Source organism: Bifidobacterium moukalabense DSM 27321 (assembly GCF_000522505.1).
GTDB classification, from domain to species: Bacteria; Actinomycetota; Actinomycetes; order Actinomycetales; family Bifidobacteriaceae; genus Bifidobacterium; species Bifidobacterium moukalabense.
In genome coordinates, this window is the sequence record NZ_AZMV01000004.1 from 291,285 (window position 1) to 309,995 (window position 18,711).

Genomic DNA, 18,711 nt, shown 5'->3' on the forward strand with positions numbered 1-18,711 from the left:
CTGGTACTATGGCAGTCGTTCGGTAGGACCTTTTACGTACCTACAACGGATTAACTATATGACAGAGGAAAGACTATGACTGCTGTTGAGGCAACACCCGTAACCGAGGAATCCAAAAAGCAACCGTTGGCTTTGCGCGTAGGCGCCGAACTGGTGGGCAGCTTCTTCATTTGCTTCGCCATCTACACGATCTGCACGCTCGACGCCATCGTTTCCAACCTGAACATGGCATTCATCGCGTTGCTGACCGGCGCGGCGTATGCCGTAATGATCCTGATCTTCGGCAGGATCTCCGGTGGCCAATTCAATCCCGCGGTGTCCATCGCCGCGATGCTGACCGGCAAAACGCGTGTACTTGACGGTATTCTCTATATCATCGCCCAGTTGCTGGGCGGTATCGGCGCGGGCGCGGCCATTCGCTTCCTGTTGCCGACGTCGGAGCAGGTCCCATTTAAAAGCTGGCTGTCATTGGCCGTCAACGGGTTTGATAAAGCCTCCATATCCTACTCCACCTTGGCCAATCTCGGGCTGAGCTTCGGCATCACCCTGGCCGTCGTCGTCGAGCTGATCGCCGGTCTGATCATCGCCGCCACCGCGATGCGTGGCATGGGCGAGCATGACGAATCCAACACCAAGTACGCCGTTGCCATGGGTTTGGCCTATGCTGTGGGAACCACCATCACCTATCCGGTGACGGGTGCCGCCCTGAACCCGGCACGCGCCACCGGCATTGCGATTTTCGCTCAGAACCAAGGCCTTAACGAGGAACCGCTGCAGCAGCTGTGGGTGTTTTGGATCTGCCCCGTTCTTGCCGCGGCCGTCGTGGCTTTGGTGATCATCGTCGCCGCCATGATATCCTCCCCGAATAAGAAGGGCGCCAAGACCGAGGAAGGTGATGACGCTCAAGAGGAAGTATCGGCCGAGACCGATGAAGAGCTACATGCCGACGGGGAACAGGACGAGCAGGACAAGCAGTCCGATGCCCAGGGCAATGCCGATGAAGGCGTCGAACGCGACTGACCGCACCTTCCAAGGACTGCGTTCGCGCAATACAAGCCGAATGAGTCCGGTGACCAAAGCCGCCACTGCGATGATCACAGTGGCGGCTTTCGTATGGCCGAGGAAGGCCAGCAACGCGGAAACCGCCACTGCGGCGGCCACCAGCCACTCAAACCAGGGCTTGCCTTCGTGGTCTTCGGAAACATAAGGATGCTTCATCGGCCGTCACACCTTCCTTAGATGTCATAAACATAGCGCAGCAATCATAACAAAGCGTGGCGTCCGTCGTTTTCATGACCATGGACGCCACGCCTTGCGTTACCGGAGAATCCCGGACGGATCCTACCCCCCGTCAGTGGAAGAAATGGCGGGTACCGGTCACATACATGCTGACATTGGCCTTGCGGGCCGCTTCGAACACCTCTTCGTCGCGGATGGATCCTCCGGGCTGCACGATGGCCTTGATCCCAGCCTTAATGAGAATCTCAGCGCCATCGGCGAATGGGAAGAACGCATCGGATGCGGCAACAGCGCCCTTGGTGCGATTGGCGCCATCAGCCAGCGTGTTGGCACGTTCGACCGACAGATTGGCGGAATCCACGCGATTGACCTGCCCCATGCCGATGCCGACCGTCGCCTGATCATGGGCGATCAGGATGGCGTTGGACTTGACGCAACGGATGGCCCGCCACGCGAAGACCAGATCGTTGATGGTCTCGGCATCAGCCGGCTCGCCCGACACCAGCTTCCACGCGTCGGGATCGTCGCCGGGGGCATCGATGAGATCCGTGGACTGCACCAGCAGGCCTCCGTCGATCTGGCGGAACTGGGTCTTGGATTTCGGCGGCTCGGCGACCTTGAGGATACGCAAGTTCTTCTTCTTTGTCTGCAGCAATTCGAGTGCCTGCGGATCATAATCCGGTGCGACGATGACCTCGGTGAAAATCGGTCGGACGCTTTCGGCCATTTCGAGAGTGACCTTGCTGTTCGCGGCGATGACGCCGCCGTAGGCACTCATCGGGTCGCATGCGTGGGCCTTCTTGTGGGCCTGCGCGACGGTGGCGCCGATGGCCAATCCGCATGGGTTGTTGTGCTTGACCACGGCTACGGCGATCTGGGGGGCGAAATCCCACACGGCACGCCAGGCGGCGTCCGCATCGACGTAGTTGTTATAGCTCATCGGCTTGCCGCCGAGCTGTTCGGCGTGCGCGAAACCGTTCCGGTTCAGCGGATCGAGATACAAAGCCGCCTGCTGATGAGGATTCTCGCCGTAACGCAGTACATGGGCTCGGTCCCAGGTGCGGGTGAATGCGCCGGGGAACTTGGCTTCATTCACCGCAGCCTCATCCTCGGCAGCGGATTGTTCGATGGATGCCGGCTTCGTCCAGTGTTTGGACGTCCATTCGTTGATGGTCGCATCATAGGCCGCGGTATGTGCGAAGGCCTTGCCGGCGAGCCAACGGCGCTCATCAAGGGAAAAGCCCTTGCCGCTTTCGATGCGGGAAGCCACCAGAGCGTAGTCATTCGGATCGGTGATGATGGCGACGGTGGCGCTGTTCTTGGCCGCGCCACGAACCATGGAAGGACCGCCGATATCGATCTTTTCGATGGTGGCTGCCTCATCGGCCCCGGATCGTACGGTATCGGCGAACGGATACAGGTTCACCACCACCAAATCGAACGGTTTGATGCCGAACCGTTCCAGCTGAGCCGCGTGATCCACATTGGTCATGTCGGCGAGGATGCCGGCATGGATGTGCGGATCAAGGGTCTTGACACGACCGTCAAGGCATTCCGGGAAGCCGGTGACCTCGGAGACTTCGGTCACCTTGACACCCAGCTCGGCAAGGCGCTTGGCGGTGGAACCGGTGGAGACCACCTCGGTCCCAGCCTTGATGAACGCCTCGGCGAGTACCTCGATGCCTTCCTTATGGAAGACGGATACCAGAGCCCTCCGTATCTGTCGATTCGTTGTTGTCACCCTGCTCCTCCTTGTTGTTGATGGTCGAATTCACCGTGCGGGGAACGACGGTGAATTCACGTTTGACGGTGGTTGGCTCAGAGGACATGCCCCTGGCCTCCCGGATACGCCCCATGACGCAGCGTATCCCGAAAACAGCGGCCACACCAACCAGCATGACAAGCCATGATGAGAACAGGCCCAATGCAGTTGGCTGACCGACCTTGCGAGTGGAAGCGACCACCTGCACTCCGATGTGCGCGAGGTGCTTCGTTCCCAAGGCTCCGTTCGACAGTGCGAACAGCACACTGCCCAATATGGCGACCAATGCGCTGGCAATGCAGAATGTGCCTGCCGAACAGGCGAATCCGGATATCATGCGCTTGACGTCGACCGGCTGGTTCGGCTTGCCGATACGCACGGCGAAGCCGCGATTGAACAGCATAATCGCCAATCCCGAGATCAGGCTCACCGCAAATGGAATGCACAGTAGGACGATGCGGACCCACGGTATGGACACGGCCTGCGGAAGTATGCCGAATGCCGGCAGCGCCGGCAGCGCGCTTCCCTGACCGCTCCACATGGTGAAGGATGCGAGGTCTCCTATGGCGAAACCGGAACCGAACAGCCATGACACGGCCCAGATCATGATATTGGGCAGCCATACGATAACCGCGATGGTGGTGAGAACGCGCGAGCCGGTCTGCATGCCGGAAAGCTCATAAAGATTCATCACTGCGGATCGACTGGAGAGACACCAGTACAATACGGCGGCCAATCCCGCCATCAGGTAGATGCCGATCAGCAATACGCCCAAAATCGCGCCAATCGATATGGTCTTGCGAACCGGGGCGGAAACGTGCGTCTGCACCTTGCCCAACAGTCGTCGAGTCAATTCGCTTCGTGGAATTGCGGCGACGGCATATCCTGTGACGAACACCAGGGCCGATTTCCATATGATGCCGGTGAGCTGGTCCAGTAACGTCACCTCCGCACTGTGGGCGAATAGGACGTTCATCAGCACCCAGAACACCGACCCGGAAACGAATCCCCTGATATCAGTGCCGAAGCGTGTCGCGAACGAAGCGATCAGCGCAATCAGCAACACCGTCAGCAGTAGCGGGGTTATTGTCAGCGTGATCGCACCGGCTTGGAAGCCGACGCCCTGGCTGAGCAGAACAACTGCTTCAGTCAACGGTACGGAGAGGGCGGAAAGGTTGTCTCCGCCCTCCTCCATGGAAATGACCAGAAGCATCAGTGCGATATAGCAACCGAGGGCAACGGCGTAGACGATCATGGACGTTGCGGCGACGGCAAGCCCCTTCAACCAATACTTCAGGTGAGTCATCATAGCGAGTTGGCAGCAAGCACCTCGCGCATGATCTCCGCAGTCTGTCCCGGAGTGCGTCCGACACGAATGCCGACGGCCTCCAACGCATCCTTCTTGTCTTGCGCGGTACCCTTGCCTCCGGAGACGATGGCGCCTGCATGACCCATCTGCTTGCCTTCCGGCGCGGTGAAGCCTGCAATGTATGCGACGACCGGCTTGGTCATGTGCTCGGCCGCCCACTTGGCGGCATCCTGTTCGGCACTGCCTCCGATTTCGCCGATCATGACGACGGCTTTGGTGGCGTCATCACTCTCGAATGCCTCCAGCGCCTCCAGCAAGGTGGTGCCGACGATCGGATCGCCGCCGGCACCGAGACATGCGGTAAAGCCGATATCGGACAGCTCACCCATCAGCTGGTAGGTCAGCGTACCGGATTTGGAGACCAGGCCAAGCGGGCCGCGGGAGACGATACCGTCCGGAATGATGCCGAGATTGCAACCCTTGGCGCCTTCGGACGATGGCAACGTGAGCAGACCCGGGCAATTCGGACCTACGACTCGCACACCCTTGCGCAGGGCGAGTTCGACGAAATAGGCGCTGTCCGCGACCGGAATGCCTTCGGTGATGACCACAATCAGCTTGATGCCGGCTTCGATGGCTTCGACCACGGCGTCTTTGGCGAAGCGGGGCGGAACAAAAACCACGCTTGCCGTGGCGCCGGTGGCACTTACGGCTTCGGCGCAACTGGCATATACATGAATGGTGGCATCCTCTCCGTTATGTGCGCCCGGGAATTCGACATCAAGCCCGGCCTTGCGTGCATTGACGCCGCCAACGATGTTGGTGCCCGCCTTGAGCATACGGGCCGTATGGGTCATGCCCTGATGCCCCGTCATGCCCTGCACGATGACCGGTGCACCGTCTTCAATGAAAAGCGTCATGTTTCAGCGAACCTCCCTGCCGTTGTTGGCCGCGAGACGAGCGGCCTGCTGTGCGGCTTCTTCCATGGTCTGGGCGACATGCAGATTGGCACGGTCGGCCTGTGCCAGGATCTCCAGGCCTTCGGCCGCCGCATTGCCGTCGAATCTAACGACGAGCGGCTTGGAGCTGCCCAACTTATCAAGTGCTTCGAGAATGCCTTTGGCCACCTGCTCGCAAGAGGTGATGCCGCCATATACGTTAATGAGCACGGACTCGACCTGCGGGTCGGATAGCACGATCTCCAGACTGCTGCACATGACTTCCGAGGATGCGCCGCCGCCGATATCAAGGAAGTTGGCTGGCTTGACATTCGTGCCCTGATCCTCGCCGGCACCGGATACCGCATCCAGCGAGCTCATGACCAGACCCGCGCCGTTGCCGATCACGCCGACGGATCCATTGAGATGCACATAGTGCAACCCATGTTCGCGGGCCTTTTGCTCGAACGGATCGACATGCACCGGATCGGCAAAACGCTGCCAGCCGTCATGACGGAAGGCAGCATTGTCGTCGAGTGAGATCTTGGCATCAAGTGCGCATAGCGTTTTCGAGGACTCATCGTCCGGATCGCCGATTTTGGCGAGCGGATTGATTTCCACGAGAGTGGCGTCGTTCTCCTTGAAACAGCGCCACATCTTCAGCAGAATCTGTGCCGCCTGATCGACATCGGCGTGGTAGAAGCCGATGCTTTCGGCCATCTTGGTGGCGGCTTCGATATCGAAATCCTCCAAGGCATCGATATGCAGGCGCTTGACGGATTCCGGATGCTCGCGGGCGATCTCCTCGACTTCGGTGCCGCCATTCGCGGTGGCGAGTACGTCAAAGTCCCTCGAGGTTCGGTCCACGGAAATGGATACGTAGTATTCGTGCAGAATGTTCTTGGCTTCAGCCACGAGCACGCCGCTGACCTTGTGTCTGTGAATGGTCATCGGCAGAATGTCTTCGGACACCAGAATGGCTTCATCGCGGGTCTTGGCCAGTTTCACGCCACCGGCCTGACCACGGTGACCGATCTTCACCTGGGCTTTGACCACACAAGGATAGCCGATGTCTTCAGCAGCCTGTGCCACTTCATGAGAGTTCTGCGCGAACACGGCCTTCGGGGTCGGGATCCCCTGCTCTTCGAGCAGCTCCCTCGCCTGATATTCATAGAGATCCATGAACTTCTTCCCTTTATGACTACTAATTGGTTGTTAGATGATGATGGAGGTATCAGGCGGGCATGGTGACCAGAGAACTGGTCGGGCAGTCCCCCAGGGATTCGATGCCATGAATGCCCAATAGCTCCATGACGAAGCTGAAACCGACCACTTTGCCGCCGCACTTCTCAACAAGGCTCCGCGCCGCATTGGCAGTGCCGCCGGTTGCAATCAGATCGTCCACGATCAGGACACGGGCGCCTTCATGAACGGAACCGGTTTCGATTTCCACGGTAGCCTGTCCATATTCCAGATCGTAGCTCTGCTTCACGGTTTCCGGTGGAAGTTTGCCAGCCTTGCGCACCGCGACGAATCCCTTGCCCAAACGCACTGCAAGGGCCGGTCCGAACAGGAAACCACGTGCCTCGAGCCCCGCCACAAGATCGAAGGAATCGGCATCGACCGGAAGCGCCGCCTCCAGTGCATTCATCAGGATGCCCAGCGCGCGTGCATCGGCAAGAACGGGCATGAAATCACGAAAGACGATGCCTTCCTTAGGAAAGCCCGGAATCGAACGAATCAGTGAAACGAGATATTCGGCATCTTCGTCCCCGACCTTGCCCAGCCCGGCGACTGCAATATCCGATTGTGCCATGACGGTGGTTTCCTTCTCCCTAGTTTGTGGCAATTATATGATTCACCCATGAATGAAAACGGCGAAAATCCCAAAAACGAGATTTTCGCCGTTCATTGCACAGATATCAGGCGTTCTTCGGCTCCGCCTTGGACTCTTCGGCGGCCGTCTCGGCCTCTACGACCTGCGGCAGCCCGTCATTCACGTTTTCGATCGGTTCCTGGGCAACCTGACCATCGCTCTCCTGCGGCAGCGGATTGCCATCCTCATCGACCTCATCATCGTGCACGTACGCCGGACGAACGTATTCGCGGTTGATGGCATTGAAGGCGAAACGCAGCAGGGAGCCCTCGGAGTCGATAACGATCTCCTCGTATTCGGTGTCGACGGAGACGACCTTGCCGATAACGCCACCGATGGTGATGATTTCAGTGCCCGGCTGCAGATTCGCGCGGAAATCCTGACGTTCGGCCTGCTGCTGCTTGGCCTTGCGGGATTGCAGGAACATCATGCCGAACATCATGACGACGATAACGATTAGAATTGCGTATTCCAAAGCAAAACTCCTTGAAGGTGGGGCACTCGGTGGGACCGTTCGTCCAGAACACAGAGTCTATGCCAGCTTACTGACATCAAGCTGGGAATCGTCGGGACTAAGACCGAGATGCTCCCAGGCCCTGCGTGTCGCCACACGACCCTTGGGAGTCCTGATAAGGAATCTTTCCCGTACCAGATACGGTTCGCAGACGGTCTCCACGGTCTCCGACTCCTCGCCGACCATGGCGGACAGGTTGTTCAATCCCACCGGCCCGCCATTGAAGTTGGTGACGATGGCCTTCAACACGGCGATATCGAGCCGATCAAGCCCCTCGGTATCGATCTGATACAGTGCGAGGGCTTCCTTGACGTCATCGGGATGCACCGATTCAAGATCATGCACGATGGCCCAATCCCTGACACGACGAAGCAGTCTGTTGGCGATACGTGGCGTGCCACGGGAGCGCACGGCCAGCTGGTGGGCCGATCCGTTCTCAAGACGGACACCCAGCACGGAGGACGATCGTTCGATGAGCTTTTCGAGTTCCTCATGAGGATAAAAATCAAGATGTGCGGTGAAACCGAAACGTGCACGCAATGGCGAGGGCAACATACCCTCACGCGTGGTCGCTCCGATAACCGTGAAGCGGGGCAGGGTCAACGGGATGGACGAGGCGCCAGGCCCTTTGCCCACCATCACATCGACGCGGAAATCCTCCATGGCGATGTACAGCAACTCCTCGGCCGCGCGGGGCAGACGATGAATCTCATCGATGAACAGCACCTCGCCGGCATCCAGGGAACTGAGGATTGAGGCGAGATCGCCGGCATGCTGGATGGCCGGTCCGGAAGTGACGCGAATCGGCACGCCAAGCTCATTGGCCACGATCATCGCCAAGGTGGTCTTGCCCAGGCCCGGAGGCCCGGCAAGCAGGATGTGATCGGGTGGCACCTCACGCTTGCGCGCCGCGTCGAGAAACAGCTGAAGCTGGGCTTTAAGGCGTGGTTGGCCAATGAAGCCATCAAGTATATGCGGACGCAGCTCTTCGTCACTGACCGGCTCGTTGCCGACCGGAGAAGCCGACACCATACGCAGGGATTCCTCATTGGCACCGGTATTCGACTGCTCGAATGCGGAGTCGTTCGTCATGATGATTCCGTTCACCTACCTCGGTCCAGCGACGCCAATGCGAGTTTCAACACACGCGGTACGTTCTCGTCGCTTAAAGGCGTTGTGATTCCATTGCTCCTGCATACCTCCTGAACGGCGTGCAGGGCGTCCTGCTGACGCCAACCCAGTGAGATCAGCCTTCGACTACCTGTTCGGAGCCGGTGTCCTCCGGCTGACTGGCGACGGACGCCGCAGTCTCGATCTGGCTGAGATCGATGGAACCTTTGAGTTCGAGAATGATCTTCTGCGCACCCTTCCTGCCGAGTCCCGGCGCTTTGGCAAGCGCGGTGGCGTCGCCTTCGGCGACGGCATGGGCCAAACGGTGCGGGGGGCAACGTGGAAAGCAGGGAAAGCGCCACTTTGGGACCGATGCCGCTGACTTTCTGCAGTTGCAGGAACATGCGTTTCGAAGCGGGGGTCAGAAAGCCGAACAGGGTGATGGCGTCCTGCGAAACGCTTAGTGAGGTATAGACCCTGACTTCCTGGCCCGCGTGCATGGAAGCCAGATCGGCGGAGGGCATCCTGGTCTCGTAGCCGATTCCGCCTACCTCAATCAAAGCCGAGACCGTATCGACGGACTCGACCCGGCCATGTAACATGCCTATCACTGTGGTGTCTCCTTCGCCAGCATATAGAACATCTGTTCGATAGTCTACATGCCTCTGCGGACGCCCTGCCTGCGTGCGGCCTTCTGGGCGGCCTTGGCCCACTGCCGCTGTGCAGCGGTCAGGTGCTGTTCGCGTTCACCGCCCTGCAGGGCACCCGCCGGGCGGAGCGCATGGCAGATGGCGATGGCCAACGCATCGGCGGCATCAGCCGGCTTGGGCAGAGTATTCAGTCCCAGCATGCGTGCGACCATGCGCTCCATCTGGATTTTCTCGGCCTTGCCGTTGCCGGTGATGGCCATCTTCGACTCAGTGGGCGTGTGCAATGCCACTGGAATTCCCCGCTGTGCGGCGGCCAGCATCGCGAGCCCCGCGACTTGCGCTGTGCCCAGCACGGTATTGCGGTTCTCCTGTGCGAATACCCGTTCGATGGATACCGTATCCGGGGCGAATCGTTCAATCTTCTCGACCAGACCGTCGTAGATGGCCAACAGGCGCAGGTCCTGCGACATCTTCGGATCGGAGCGCACCACATCCACGTGAATAAACGAAAGCCGGCGGTATGCGCCGGCTTCGATCACGCCGACCCCGCACCGTGTCAGCCCGGGGTCAACGCCAAGAATGATCACGTTTGGCTACTCCGCGTCAAGCTGGGCCATCACTTCGTCGGAAGCGGTCCAGTTCGAGTAGATGTTCTGAACGTCGTCCAGGTCGTCGAGGTTGTCGATGAGTTTGGAGACCTTCTGGGCGTCCTCGAGATTCAGTTCGACCTCGTTCTTCGGCATCATGACCAGATCGGCGGAATCATAATCGAAACCGGCGTCCTGCAGTGCCTTACGCACGTCGATCATCTCGGAAGGACCGGTCACGACGGTATAGACTTCACCGTCTTCGGTCACGTCCTCGGCACCCGCCTCGGCGGCCTTCTCGAACAGATCATCGAAATCAACGCCTTCGGCGGGAACGATGATCTGGCCCTTGCGCTCGAAGTTGAAGCTCACGGAACCGGTGGTGGCCAGGGAGCCGTTGCCCTTGGTCAGGGTGGAACGAACCTCGGCCGCCGCACGGTTACGGTTGTCGGTAAGGCATTCGATGATCAGGCCGACGCCTGCAGGAGCATAGCCCTCGTACACGATGTCTTCGTAATTGGCGCCGCCGGCTTCCTCACCGGAACCGCGCTTGACGGCGCGCTTGATGTTGTCGGCCGGCATGGAGGCCTTCTTGGCCTTATAGATGGCGTCGTACAGCGACGGATTACCGTCAGGATCGCCACCGCCCATGCGCGCTGCGATTTCGATGTTCTTGATCAGCTTGGCGAACAGCTTGCCACGCTTCGCGTCGATGGCGGCCTTCTTGTGCTTGGTGGTCGCCCACTTGGAATGACCTGACATAATGCTCCTAGGCAGGTTGCGGATGTTTCAAACGAAATGATTCTAAAGCGGTTCTACGACAATACGCGCGCATAGACATGCAAAACGCGGTTCACCACGGCATTCCAATCGAAATCCCTTGACCTTCGCTCCCCCTCGGCGGCAAGATCGGCGCGTTTGGCGTCATCGGCCAACAGATGGCAGATGACATCGGCGCAGGATGTCGCGTCCCCGTTGGCAAACAGCGCAGCGCTTCGTCCATTCTGGCTCACGGCGCGGAACGCACTCAGGTCCGAAGACACCACCGGGCATGAAGCGCTCATGGCCTCCGCCAAAACTATGCCGAAGCTTTCGCCACCGGTTTGCGGGGCGACGTACAGACTGAGGGAACGATAGAAACGAGCTTTGTCGTCTTCCGAAATGCGACCCAGGAATTCGAAATGTTCCAGCAGCCGCCCTGAGGGGTCCAGCCGTCTGACCATGCGCCTGCCGTCGTCCTCCCCATCTCCGGCACAGAGAAAACGGGCGTATGGATATTGTCCCAACACCTGCTGCGCCGCGGCCGCGAACACGGCGAATCCCTTGCGTTCCTCCCCCATGCGACCCAGGAACCCGATGGTCGGGGCCTGGACGTTGCCCGTCCATCGTGGGTCAGGTACGGCTGAGGCGAATTGGTCATGGTAAATGCCATTCGGTATCACCGTGCGCTCGACGGATTCCGGCAGATAATGCTCGGCCGTCTGCCGCGCCGCGTCACTGACGAAGATGGCTTCGTCAAGAGGTTCGAGATATCGATGCAGGTAGCGCTCGAAAACCTTCAGGCCGAATGGGTACGGATCGAGCGAGGCATGGAAGGTGCCGACCAACGGCGGATGTCGATGCATGGTGAACGGCTTGTGACTCAATGATGGCGCCTCAGGCTCATGCAGATGTACCAGATCGAAATGCCCCTGCCGGATCCAGCGTCGTGTCTGCAGTCCAGCAATGAGAAAATAGCTCAGATGTGCTACGGAACCGTTGTACGGAATGGCGAATGACGAGCCATTGGTGTGCACCCACAGCGGCATGTCCTTGGTGCGTCTGCCCGGAGCGAACACCTGTACGTCATGCCCACGGCGAATCAGCTCGTTCGTGAAATCTCTGATATGGAATTGCACGCCTCCCGGCGTCTCGAACGCATATGGCGAGATGATGCCAATGCGGAGTTTGCGTCCGTTCAGGGAATCGCCGCCATGTTCTTCTTCATCGGATTCAGCCATACCCTGCATTCTCTCATTGACCGAAGGATTTGTCATCCATCCGCGAACGCAGTCCATCGGGGACATCATGCAGCCGGGAACGATCGAGATCCTCCAGGAACAGCGGCTGCAGCATGTGCCAATCCTGCGGATGGGCCGCGATTCCCCGTGCCCACAGGTCAACCCATGCCTGCGAAATCGCCTGCAACGCCTCTTGCCGAGGCATCTCGCGAAACTTGTGGACGTCAACAGGGCCACTGATATCACATACATACCCGTATGGAGCGCCTGCCTGTTTTTTTACGCTGGCCGCTGAGTTTTTCGCGATACAGATTCACCACATACAGAGGGTTCCCGGTATCGTATGCCAGCGCCGCAGGCCCACGGGCCACGCGAATCGTGGAATCGAAGGCATGGACGAAGATGCCGTGTCTGCTCAGATCCCGGTCGGCCAGTAGCGGAACAACAACCGTGGAATCCTGCAAGGCATTGCGCAACCGGTCGGTAAGATCGTGCTGGCCGGTGAGCAGAATGCGCATGCCAAGCCGTTCTCGGATCTCAACAAAGGTGCGCAGCAATTCGGCATTGGCAAGTCTTTCGGCGACCGTAACCACCGGGGCGACCTCAAACTGCGCCCAGTACCCTGCGTAGTCCCAATTGCCCTGGTGTCCCATCGCGATGAGCGACGACGTCCCTTGCCGCGCATTGTCGGCGATGGAGTCGAATCCGCCGCCCATACCCCGAATTCGCGCCCGCAACTGCTGTTCGCTTCGTGCCCCGCCAGTCATCGCCTCGCAAAAGTACGCAAAATACGAACGCATGCCTTGCCGTGAGCAACGACGAACGCGCCTCCGCAGTTTCCGGTTATCGATTAGTTCATGCGCTTGCCGCATTTCGCTGGCGAATACATGCGTAAGATTGCGTTCCAACTGCCTGACCCCTCCCATGCGGAACGTCCATGCGATGTCGGCGGCGCACACGAAAAACCCTCTTAATACGGCCTCCGGAATCCGGTCCGCACTCCTGGCCACGTCAAGAAGAAGCCGATCAGGCATGATACGTCTTCCTGCCGATGCGCATCTGCCTCTTTGCCTCGAGGATGCGCTGGAAAACGGTGATGATGCCGAGCAGCGCGAGCAACACCATCGCCATGGCCAACCACAGACCTTGGTGGGTCAGACCGGTGATGGCCATGCCCACCAGAATGATGACCAGCCGATCGGCCCGGGTGGCGACGCCGTTCTTTACCTCGAAACCGACGGATTCGGCACGGGCACGGGCGTATGAGGTGACGAAGGAGGTCATGATGGATACCATTGCGGCGATTACGCCGACCCGGCTCGTATAATCGGGCAGGCTGGTGTTTGTGCCGTCATACCACCAATCGCCGTGCATCAGGAAGAAGATGATCACGCCGGTAAGCACCGCCCAATCGGCGATGCGGTCCAGCGTGGAGTCAAGGAATGCGCCGAATTCGGTACCACCGGTGGTGAGCTTGGCGATGGAACCATCCAGGGAATCGGCCAACACCAGAATCGTCAGCACCACCGCGCCGGCAAACAGCCAGCCGGTGATGCCGGTGGCGATGGCGACCACGATGGTGCCAACGGCCCCGATCACCGTCACCGCATTGGCGGTGAGTCCCATGGCGATCAACGCCCTCGCGATGGGTTCTATCAGTCTTTTGAATGGGCCGCGAAGATGCTCAAGCATTACGATTCCTGTTCGCTATATAAGAAAGGCGGCATGCGAAGAAGCGGAATAAACCCGCTACTCGCATGCCGCTTCCAGTCATGGCTATGGATCCAACTTACCTTCAGTCGGCGATGGCGGCCTTGAAGTCGTCGGCGCTGTTGATCTGAACGCGCTTCCTGAGCACCGTCATGATCTGGTCCTTGGCATCGGCCACCGGCACGCCATTGAGCTGGCTGCCGTCACGGAAGCGGAAGCTCACGGCGTTGTTGTTCATGTCCTCCTCGCCGACGATGAGGATGAACGGCACCTTCGACTTGGATGCGTTGCGGATCTTCTTGCCGAAACGATCGTCGGACATGTCGATCTCGCAACGAACGGTCTCTTCTTCCAGACTTGCGATGAACTGCTGCAGGTGCGGGGCGAATTCATCCGCAACCGGCACACCGAGTACCTGAACCGGAGCGAGCCACGCTGGGAACGCGCCGGCATAATGCTCGAGCAGCACGGCGAAGAAACGTTCGATGGAACCGAACAGCGCGCGGTGAATCATCACCGGACGCTGATGGGTTCCGTCGGCCGCGATGTATTCAAGCTTGAACCGTTCCGGCAGGTTGAAGTCGAGCTGGATGGTGGACACCTGCCAGGTACGTCCAATGGCATCACGAGCCTGCACGGAAATCTTCGGACCGTAGAAGGCGGCGCCGCACGGGTCGTCGACCAATTCCAGACCGGATTCCTTGGCGACCTCGGCCAGCGTGTTGGTGGCCTCCTCCCAGATCTCGTCGGAGCCGACGTACTTGTGCGGATCCTTGGTGGACAGTTCCAGATAGAAGTCGTCCAAGCCGAAGTCCTTCAACAGACCAAGCACGAAGGTCAGCAGGTTCTTGAGCTCATCCTTCATCTGCTCGCGGGTGCAGTAGATGTGGGAATCATCCTGAGTCAGGCCGCGCACACGGGTCAGACCATGCACCTCGCCGGACTTCTCATAGCGGTATACGGTACCGAACTCGAACAGACGCAGCGGCAGCTCGCGGTAGGAACGCTGACGGGACCTGAAGATCAGGTTGTGCATCGGGCAGTTCATCGGCTTGAGGTAGTAGTCAAAACCCTGCTTGATGATATTGCCGTTCTCGTCCTTCTCCTCGTCCAGGCGCATTGCCGGATACATGCTGTCCTTGTACCAGTGCAGATGGCCGGAGGTCTCATACAGGCCACCCTTGGTGATATGCGGGGTCTGCACGAAGCTGTAGTGGTGCTTACGGTGCATCTCACGGGAATAGTCCTCCATGGCGTTGATGATCGCGGCACCCTTCGGATGGAATACGGCCAGACCCGGGCCGATCTCGTCAGGGAAGGAGAACAGGTCCATTTCAGCGCCAAGTTTGCGATGGTCTCGCTTGGCGGCCTCCTCAAGACGGGTCTGATACGCCTTCAGATCCTCCTTGGTGGCGAAGGCGGCGCCATAGATGCGCTGCAGCATGGGATTCGCCTCGTTGCCACGCCAATAGGCGGCGGCGGAGCGTTCTATCTTGAACGCCTTGATGTAGCGGGTGTTCGGCAGATGCGGTCCACGGCACAGATCCTTCCAGACCACGTTGCCGTCACGGTCGACGTTGTCGTAGAAGCTTAGTTCCTTTTCGCTGATCTCAGTGGCGGCCTCCGGATCGAGATGGGCCTCCTTATCCCTGATGAGCTCGAGCTTGTACGGCTGGTCGGCCTCTTCCGCCAAAGCCTCCTGTTCGCTCACCACACGACGTCGGAAGGATTGGGAGGACTTGATAATGCGCTGCATGCGCTTCTCGACATCCTTGAGATCCTCGGGGGTGAACGGTTCATCTACGTCGAAATCGTAGTAGAAGCCGTCCTTGATGACCGGGCCGACGCCGAGCTTGGCGCCCGGACGGATTTCCTGCACGGCCTGTGCCATGACATGGGTCGCTGAATGGCGCATGATGGCCACGCCGTCCTCGCTGTCAAGCGCAATCGGCTCCACGATATCACCGTCATGCAACTCGGTATAAAGGTCACGGGGTTCGCCGTTCAGGCGCACCGCAATGATGTTCTTGTCGTCCGAGAAGAGCTGGACACCGGTCTGATCCGCCGCCACCTCCTTCGCTTCGCCGTCGAGTGTTATGGAGATGGTCTGTTCAGCCATGGGTTGTCCTTTGCTATCGGGGTCCGCGTTACCAATGTGCAGGCCTGGACTTTGTGTATCAACGATGAACAAGATAGGGACGAGTGCAGACATCGACGCGCGGCAATGGTGAATTCCAAGCCAACGGAGGATGGCCGCTCATCCTACTGCTCGATGACATGTGCGTAAGTGTACTGCGGAGCGGAACGGGTCGCGGTAATCTCCACGTCCTGAGAGGCCTTGACCGAGACCGTGGCCCCGTATTTCACCTCCAGCCGCGAACCGACTCCTCCGGCGAGATTCACCGCATTCTGCAGGTTGTCGCTGTCGCCGATCGCCTTGATCACGAATGGAGCCTTCAGTATGGTTCCATCGCAGTCAAGGCCGTCGTCGGTGTCGCTGATATAAGTACTGGTGATCACGCGGACGTCGTTGATCTCGATGACTTCGGCACCGCTGTTGCGCAGCTCCTCAAGCAGGGTGAACAATATGGACGCATCGATGTCTTGTTTCTGCCCTTGGGAGATTCGGATGACGACGCCTTCGCCGGAAGCGGGCAGGCGACCGGACAGGATGCCGTTGGATTCGGCGTTCTGCTTGGCGATTTCGGCGGCCTTCGCGTTTTTATCGGCGGTATCCTTCAAGGAGTTGAGCTGACTGGTCAGTTCGCTTTTTCGTTGCTCCAGCTTCTGCACCTGCGAACTGGTTTCGCTGATGAGCCGGGTCAGTTCATCCTCGCTCATCGTCTCATATGTGGACTTTGTATTGTTGAGCTGAATGACGTAGCCGAATCCCAGCAACGCGCACAGTATGGTGACCAGCACGCTGGAGTACAGTCGTGCCCTTGTTGACTTCGCGTTCAACGACACACGCTTCGGCTTGCGCCGAATTACCGGGAACGAGCCGGTTTCGGTACTGTCGTTATCCTGGTCTTTGACGATCTGGCTATGCAGCTTGGTCAACACGTCGGGTGATTCGGGAGATTCGTTGGTGTGCCGTAACATCACGCATCAGCCCTTGAAGATAAAGCGGCGTATGGATGACACGTTGGTGAAGATACGGATGCCAAGCACGACGATGACGGCGGTCTGCAGCTGAGAGCCGACACCGAGCTGGTTGCCGAGGAACACGAGCAGGGTCGCGGTGATCACATTCGAGAAGAAGGAGATCACGAACACCTTGTCGGAGAAGCTACGCTGAAAATACGCACGGGCCGCGCCGAGCAACGCATCCAATGCGGCCACGACCATGATCGGCAGATATGGCTGCAGTTCGACTGGAATGTCCGGCTGCACGAATACGCCGATGACCACGCCGATGATAAGACCTAAGACAGCTGCCATCTACTTGTCCCCTCTCGCATATGTCACTTCACCGGTAACCGCCGCCTCCAGTGTAAGCGATTTGCTTTTGCTGACCTGCGGATAGATGCCGGCTTCCTTGAATGCACTGTACAACGGCTTCTGCGTTTGTTCGCTCACCGCGGCGGCAAGTACGTTCCTGTTACCGATGGCTTCGATCTTGTAAGGGCTTTGCACGGAAGTGACACCGATCAGAATCGTGGACCCCGCAGTACGAATCGATGTCTGGACCCCAAGACGATTCCCGTTGATGGAAATCGCCTCGGCTCCCGCCTGCCACAGCAGGGAGACGAGCGTTTGCAGATCGGAATCGGTGACGACCCGGATCTGATTGCCGCTTTTCTCATCCGTGCCGTCGCCCTTGACCGACATGGGGTTTGCGATGGTGAGCGTGATGCCCTCCCCTCGGACCGGAAGCACGCCGTTGACCATTTCATCGTCCCGTGTGGTCTGGCTCAATGACCAGTTCGAAACCGTTTTCGATTCGCTTTCGATCTGGGAACGCAGGGAGTTCACTTCCTTGGTCAGCGATTCGACCTTATCCGTCTGGTCGGCGAGCTGGGAGGCGAGCTGCTTGCGCACTTCCTTGCGTGGGTCGGTGCTGAGCTGACGCACGAACACACTTCCCGCCACGCCGACGGCGATGCAGATGAGGAACACCGTGACCCGTGTAGCCCACACCGAAATGGCCGATGGCGGCTTGGTGGCCAATCTCGAATCGGTGTACAGCACATCCATGGGGCGGTTGGTCAGATCATCGATCAAGCGTAGCGAATCATCTTCCAAATGACGTCTTCCGGTATGGCCCGTCGGCTGCGCATCGGGCTGCACATGATGTGATTCCAGCCCCGCAAAGGAGGCTGAGAACACGGCGCGACGCTTCGTCGGCGTGTTCTCCGGGGATACGGGGAATGACGCGTGTTCGGAAGCATCATGCGTCATGGGAGGTGTCCTTGTCGCTCTTCAACAGCCCAACGCCCTGACGAATGTAGATGTATCCGGCCAGCCAGTACAGGCCTACGCCCCAGATGCCGGTGGCAAGACCGCACAGGTGCAGTACATCGGTGGCTGAGTTCGACCAGATATCGGCGAAAATCAGTGCGACGATGGCAATCAGCAGCATGGCCGTTCCTGCCTTGCCGACGAAATGCACCGGCAATGGGCCATAATCATGCTGTGCCAGGATCAGTACGAGAATCGCCATGATCAGGTCACGCAGGCCTACGACGATCAGCATCCACCATGGGATGATGCCTGCGATGCCGAGCGCGAGAATGCTGCAGAAAATCAGCAGGCGATCCGCGATTGGATCGAGGATCTGCCCGATTTTACTCACCTGATTGAACGAACGCGCAATCAATCCGTCAAGGCCGTCGGATACCGCGGACAGTGCCAGGACCACAAGCGCGCTCACCATCTCATGCCGGGCCACCAACATGGCGATAAGCGGAATCGAAATGATGCGCAGCAGGCTGATGAAGTTCGGAACCGTGAAATAGATATCCCGCGGTTCCGGACTGTATTGCTTCTTGATGATCAGTTTGCTCATACTGCGGG

The 18,711-nt window shown here is 58.9% G+C and carries 18 protein-coding genes and 2 pseudogenes; 1 reads left to right on the top strand and 19 read right to left on the bottom strand.

All coding sequences use genetic code 11. The annotated features are described in order from the left end of the window. Nucleotides 1-75: 75 nt before the first annotated feature. Nucleotides 76-1,020, top strand: coding sequence for an MIP/aquaporin family protein (locus BMOU_RS05320; protein WP_034875498.1), 945 nt, complete (start codon nt 76-78; stop codon nt 1,018-1,020). Here BMOU_RS05320 and BMOU_RS11000 read toward each other — a convergent pair. The 19 genes and pseudogenes from BMOU_RS11000 to BMOU_RS05410 all read right to left on the bottom strand — a co-directional run bounded on the left by BMOU_RS11000 (nt 937) and on the right by BMOU_RS05410 (nt 18,703). Then, nucleotides 937-1,218, bottom strand: a complete 282-nt coding sequence (locus BMOU_RS11000; RefSeq protein WP_081738502.1) for a DUF3017 domain-containing protein — start codon at nt 1,216-1,218, stop codon at nt 937-939. The two genes, BMOU_RS05320 and BMOU_RS11000, sit on opposite strands and share 84 nt — an antisense overlap. 133 nt (nt 1,219-1,351) lie before the next feature. Continuing rightward, on the bottom strand, nt 1,352-2,980 hold the full coding sequence (purH, locus tag BMOU_RS05325) for a bifunctional phosphoribosylaminoimidazolecarboxamide formyltransferase/IMP cyclohydrolase (protein WP_034875500.1): 1,629 nt from the start codon (nt 2,978-2,980) through the stop codon (nt 1,352-1,354). Continuing rightward, nucleotides 2,928-4,310: a cell division protein PerM gene (locus BMOU_RS05330; RefSeq protein WP_034875502.1), complete on the bottom strand. Its 1,383-nt coding sequence runs from the start codon at nt 4,308-4,310 to the stop codon at nt 2,928-2,930. The genes purH and BMOU_RS05330 overlap by 53 nt, the downstream gene beginning before the upstream one ends. Then, entirely contained in the window at nt 4,307-5,230 is a 924-nt protein-coding gene (gene sucD / locus BMOU_RS05335; protein WP_034875507.1) for a succinate--CoA ligase subunit alpha, read from the bottom strand. Before sucD ends, BMOU_RS05330 begins: the two co-directional genes overlap by 4 nt. A gap of 3 nt (nt 5,231-5,233) precedes the next feature. Further along, nucleotides 5,234-6,430, bottom strand: a complete 1,197-nt coding sequence (gene sucC, locus BMOU_RS05340; protein ID WP_034875510.1) for an ADP-forming succinate--CoA ligase subunit beta — start codon at nt 6,428-6,430, stop codon at nt 5,234-5,236. 52 nt (nt 6,431-6,482) lie between these two features. Continuing rightward, complete coding sequence (locus tag BMOU_RS05345; protein ID WP_034875513.1) at nt 6,483-7,064, bottom strand: adenine phosphoribosyltransferase; 582 nt, start codon at nt 7,062-7,064, stop codon at nt 6,483-6,485. Between the two features lie 106 nt (nt 7,065-7,170). After that, nucleotides 7,171-7,599 carry a preprotein translocase subunit YajC gene (yajC, locus tag BMOU_RS05350; RefSeq protein WP_034875516.1) on the bottom strand — a complete coding sequence of 143 codons (429 nt, stop codon included), beginning with the start codon at nt 7,597-7,599 and terminating at the stop codon, nt 7,171-7,173. A 57-nt stretch (nt 7,600-7,656) separates the two neighbouring features. Continuing rightward, nucleotides 7,657-8,730, bottom strand: coding sequence for a Holliday junction branch migration DNA helicase RuvB (ruvB, locus tag BMOU_RS05355; protein WP_034875518.1), 1,074 nt, complete (start codon nt 8,728-8,730; stop codon nt 7,657-7,659). An 11-nt stretch (nt 8,731-8,741) separates the two neighbouring features. After that, nucleotides 8,742-9,359, bottom strand: a pseudogene (gene ruvA / locus BMOU_RS05360) (Holliday junction branch migration protein RuvA). A gap of 44 nt (nt 9,360-9,403) precedes the next feature. Then, complete coding sequence (gene ruvC / locus BMOU_RS05365; RefSeq protein ID WP_034875521.1) at nt 9,404-9,985, bottom strand: crossover junction endodeoxyribonuclease RuvC; 582 nt, start codon at nt 9,983-9,985, stop codon at nt 9,404-9,406. A gap of 6 nt (nt 9,986-9,991) precedes the next feature. After that, nucleotides 9,992-10,747, bottom strand: a complete 756-nt coding sequence (locus BMOU_RS05370; protein WP_034875523.1) for a YebC/PmpR family DNA-binding transcriptional regulator — start codon at nt 10,745-10,747, stop codon at nt 9,992-9,994. A gap of 53 nt (nt 10,748-10,800) precedes the next feature. Then, a complete protein-coding gene (locus BMOU_RS05375) occupies nt 10,801-11,985 on the bottom strand; it encodes a glycosyltransferase family 4 protein (RefSeq protein WP_371851389.1) in 1,185 nt (394 codons plus the stop codon). A 13-nt stretch (nt 11,986-11,998) separates the two neighbouring features. Then, nucleotides 11,999-13,019: pseudogene (locus BMOU_RS05380) on the bottom strand (phosphatidylinositol mannoside acyltransferase). After that, nucleotides 13,012-13,677: a phosphatidylinositol phosphate synthase gene (gene pgsA / locus BMOU_RS05385; RefSeq protein ID WP_034875530.1), complete on the bottom strand. Its 666-nt coding sequence runs from the start codon at nt 13,675-13,677 to the stop codon at nt 13,012-13,014. The pseudogene BMOU_RS05380 and the gene pgsA overlap by 8 nt, the downstream one beginning before the upstream one ends. A gap of 103 nt (nt 13,678-13,780) precedes the next feature. Beyond that, on the bottom strand, nt 13,781-15,814 hold the full coding sequence (gene thrS / locus BMOU_RS05390) for a threonine--tRNA ligase (protein WP_034875532.1): 2,034 nt from the start codon (nt 15,812-15,814) through the stop codon (nt 13,781-13,783). 143 nt (nt 15,815-15,957) lie between these two features. Next, nucleotides 15,958-16,797, bottom strand: coding sequence for a DUF881 domain-containing protein (locus BMOU_RS05395; protein ID WP_034875533.1), 840 nt, complete (start codon nt 16,795-16,797; stop codon nt 15,958-15,960). A gap of 6 nt (nt 16,798-16,803) precedes the next feature. Further along, a complete protein-coding gene (locus BMOU_RS05400) occupies nt 16,804-17,136 on the bottom strand; it encodes a small basic family protein (protein WP_034875534.1) in 333 nt (110 codons plus the stop codon). Further along, nucleotides 17,137-18,096, bottom strand: a complete 960-nt coding sequence (locus BMOU_RS05405) for a DUF881 domain-containing protein (RefSeq protein WP_034875535.1) — start codon at nt 18,094-18,096, stop codon at nt 17,137-17,139. Continuing rightward, nucleotides 18,086-18,703 (bottom strand): CDP-alcohol phosphatidyltransferase family protein, encoded by a 618-nt coding sequence (locus BMOU_RS05410; protein WP_034875536.1) that lies wholly within the window; start codon nt 18,701-18,703, stop codon nt 18,086-18,088. Before BMOU_RS05410 ends, BMOU_RS05405 begins: the two co-directional genes overlap by 11 nt. Between the last annotated feature and the right edge of the window lie 8 nt (nt 18,704-18,711).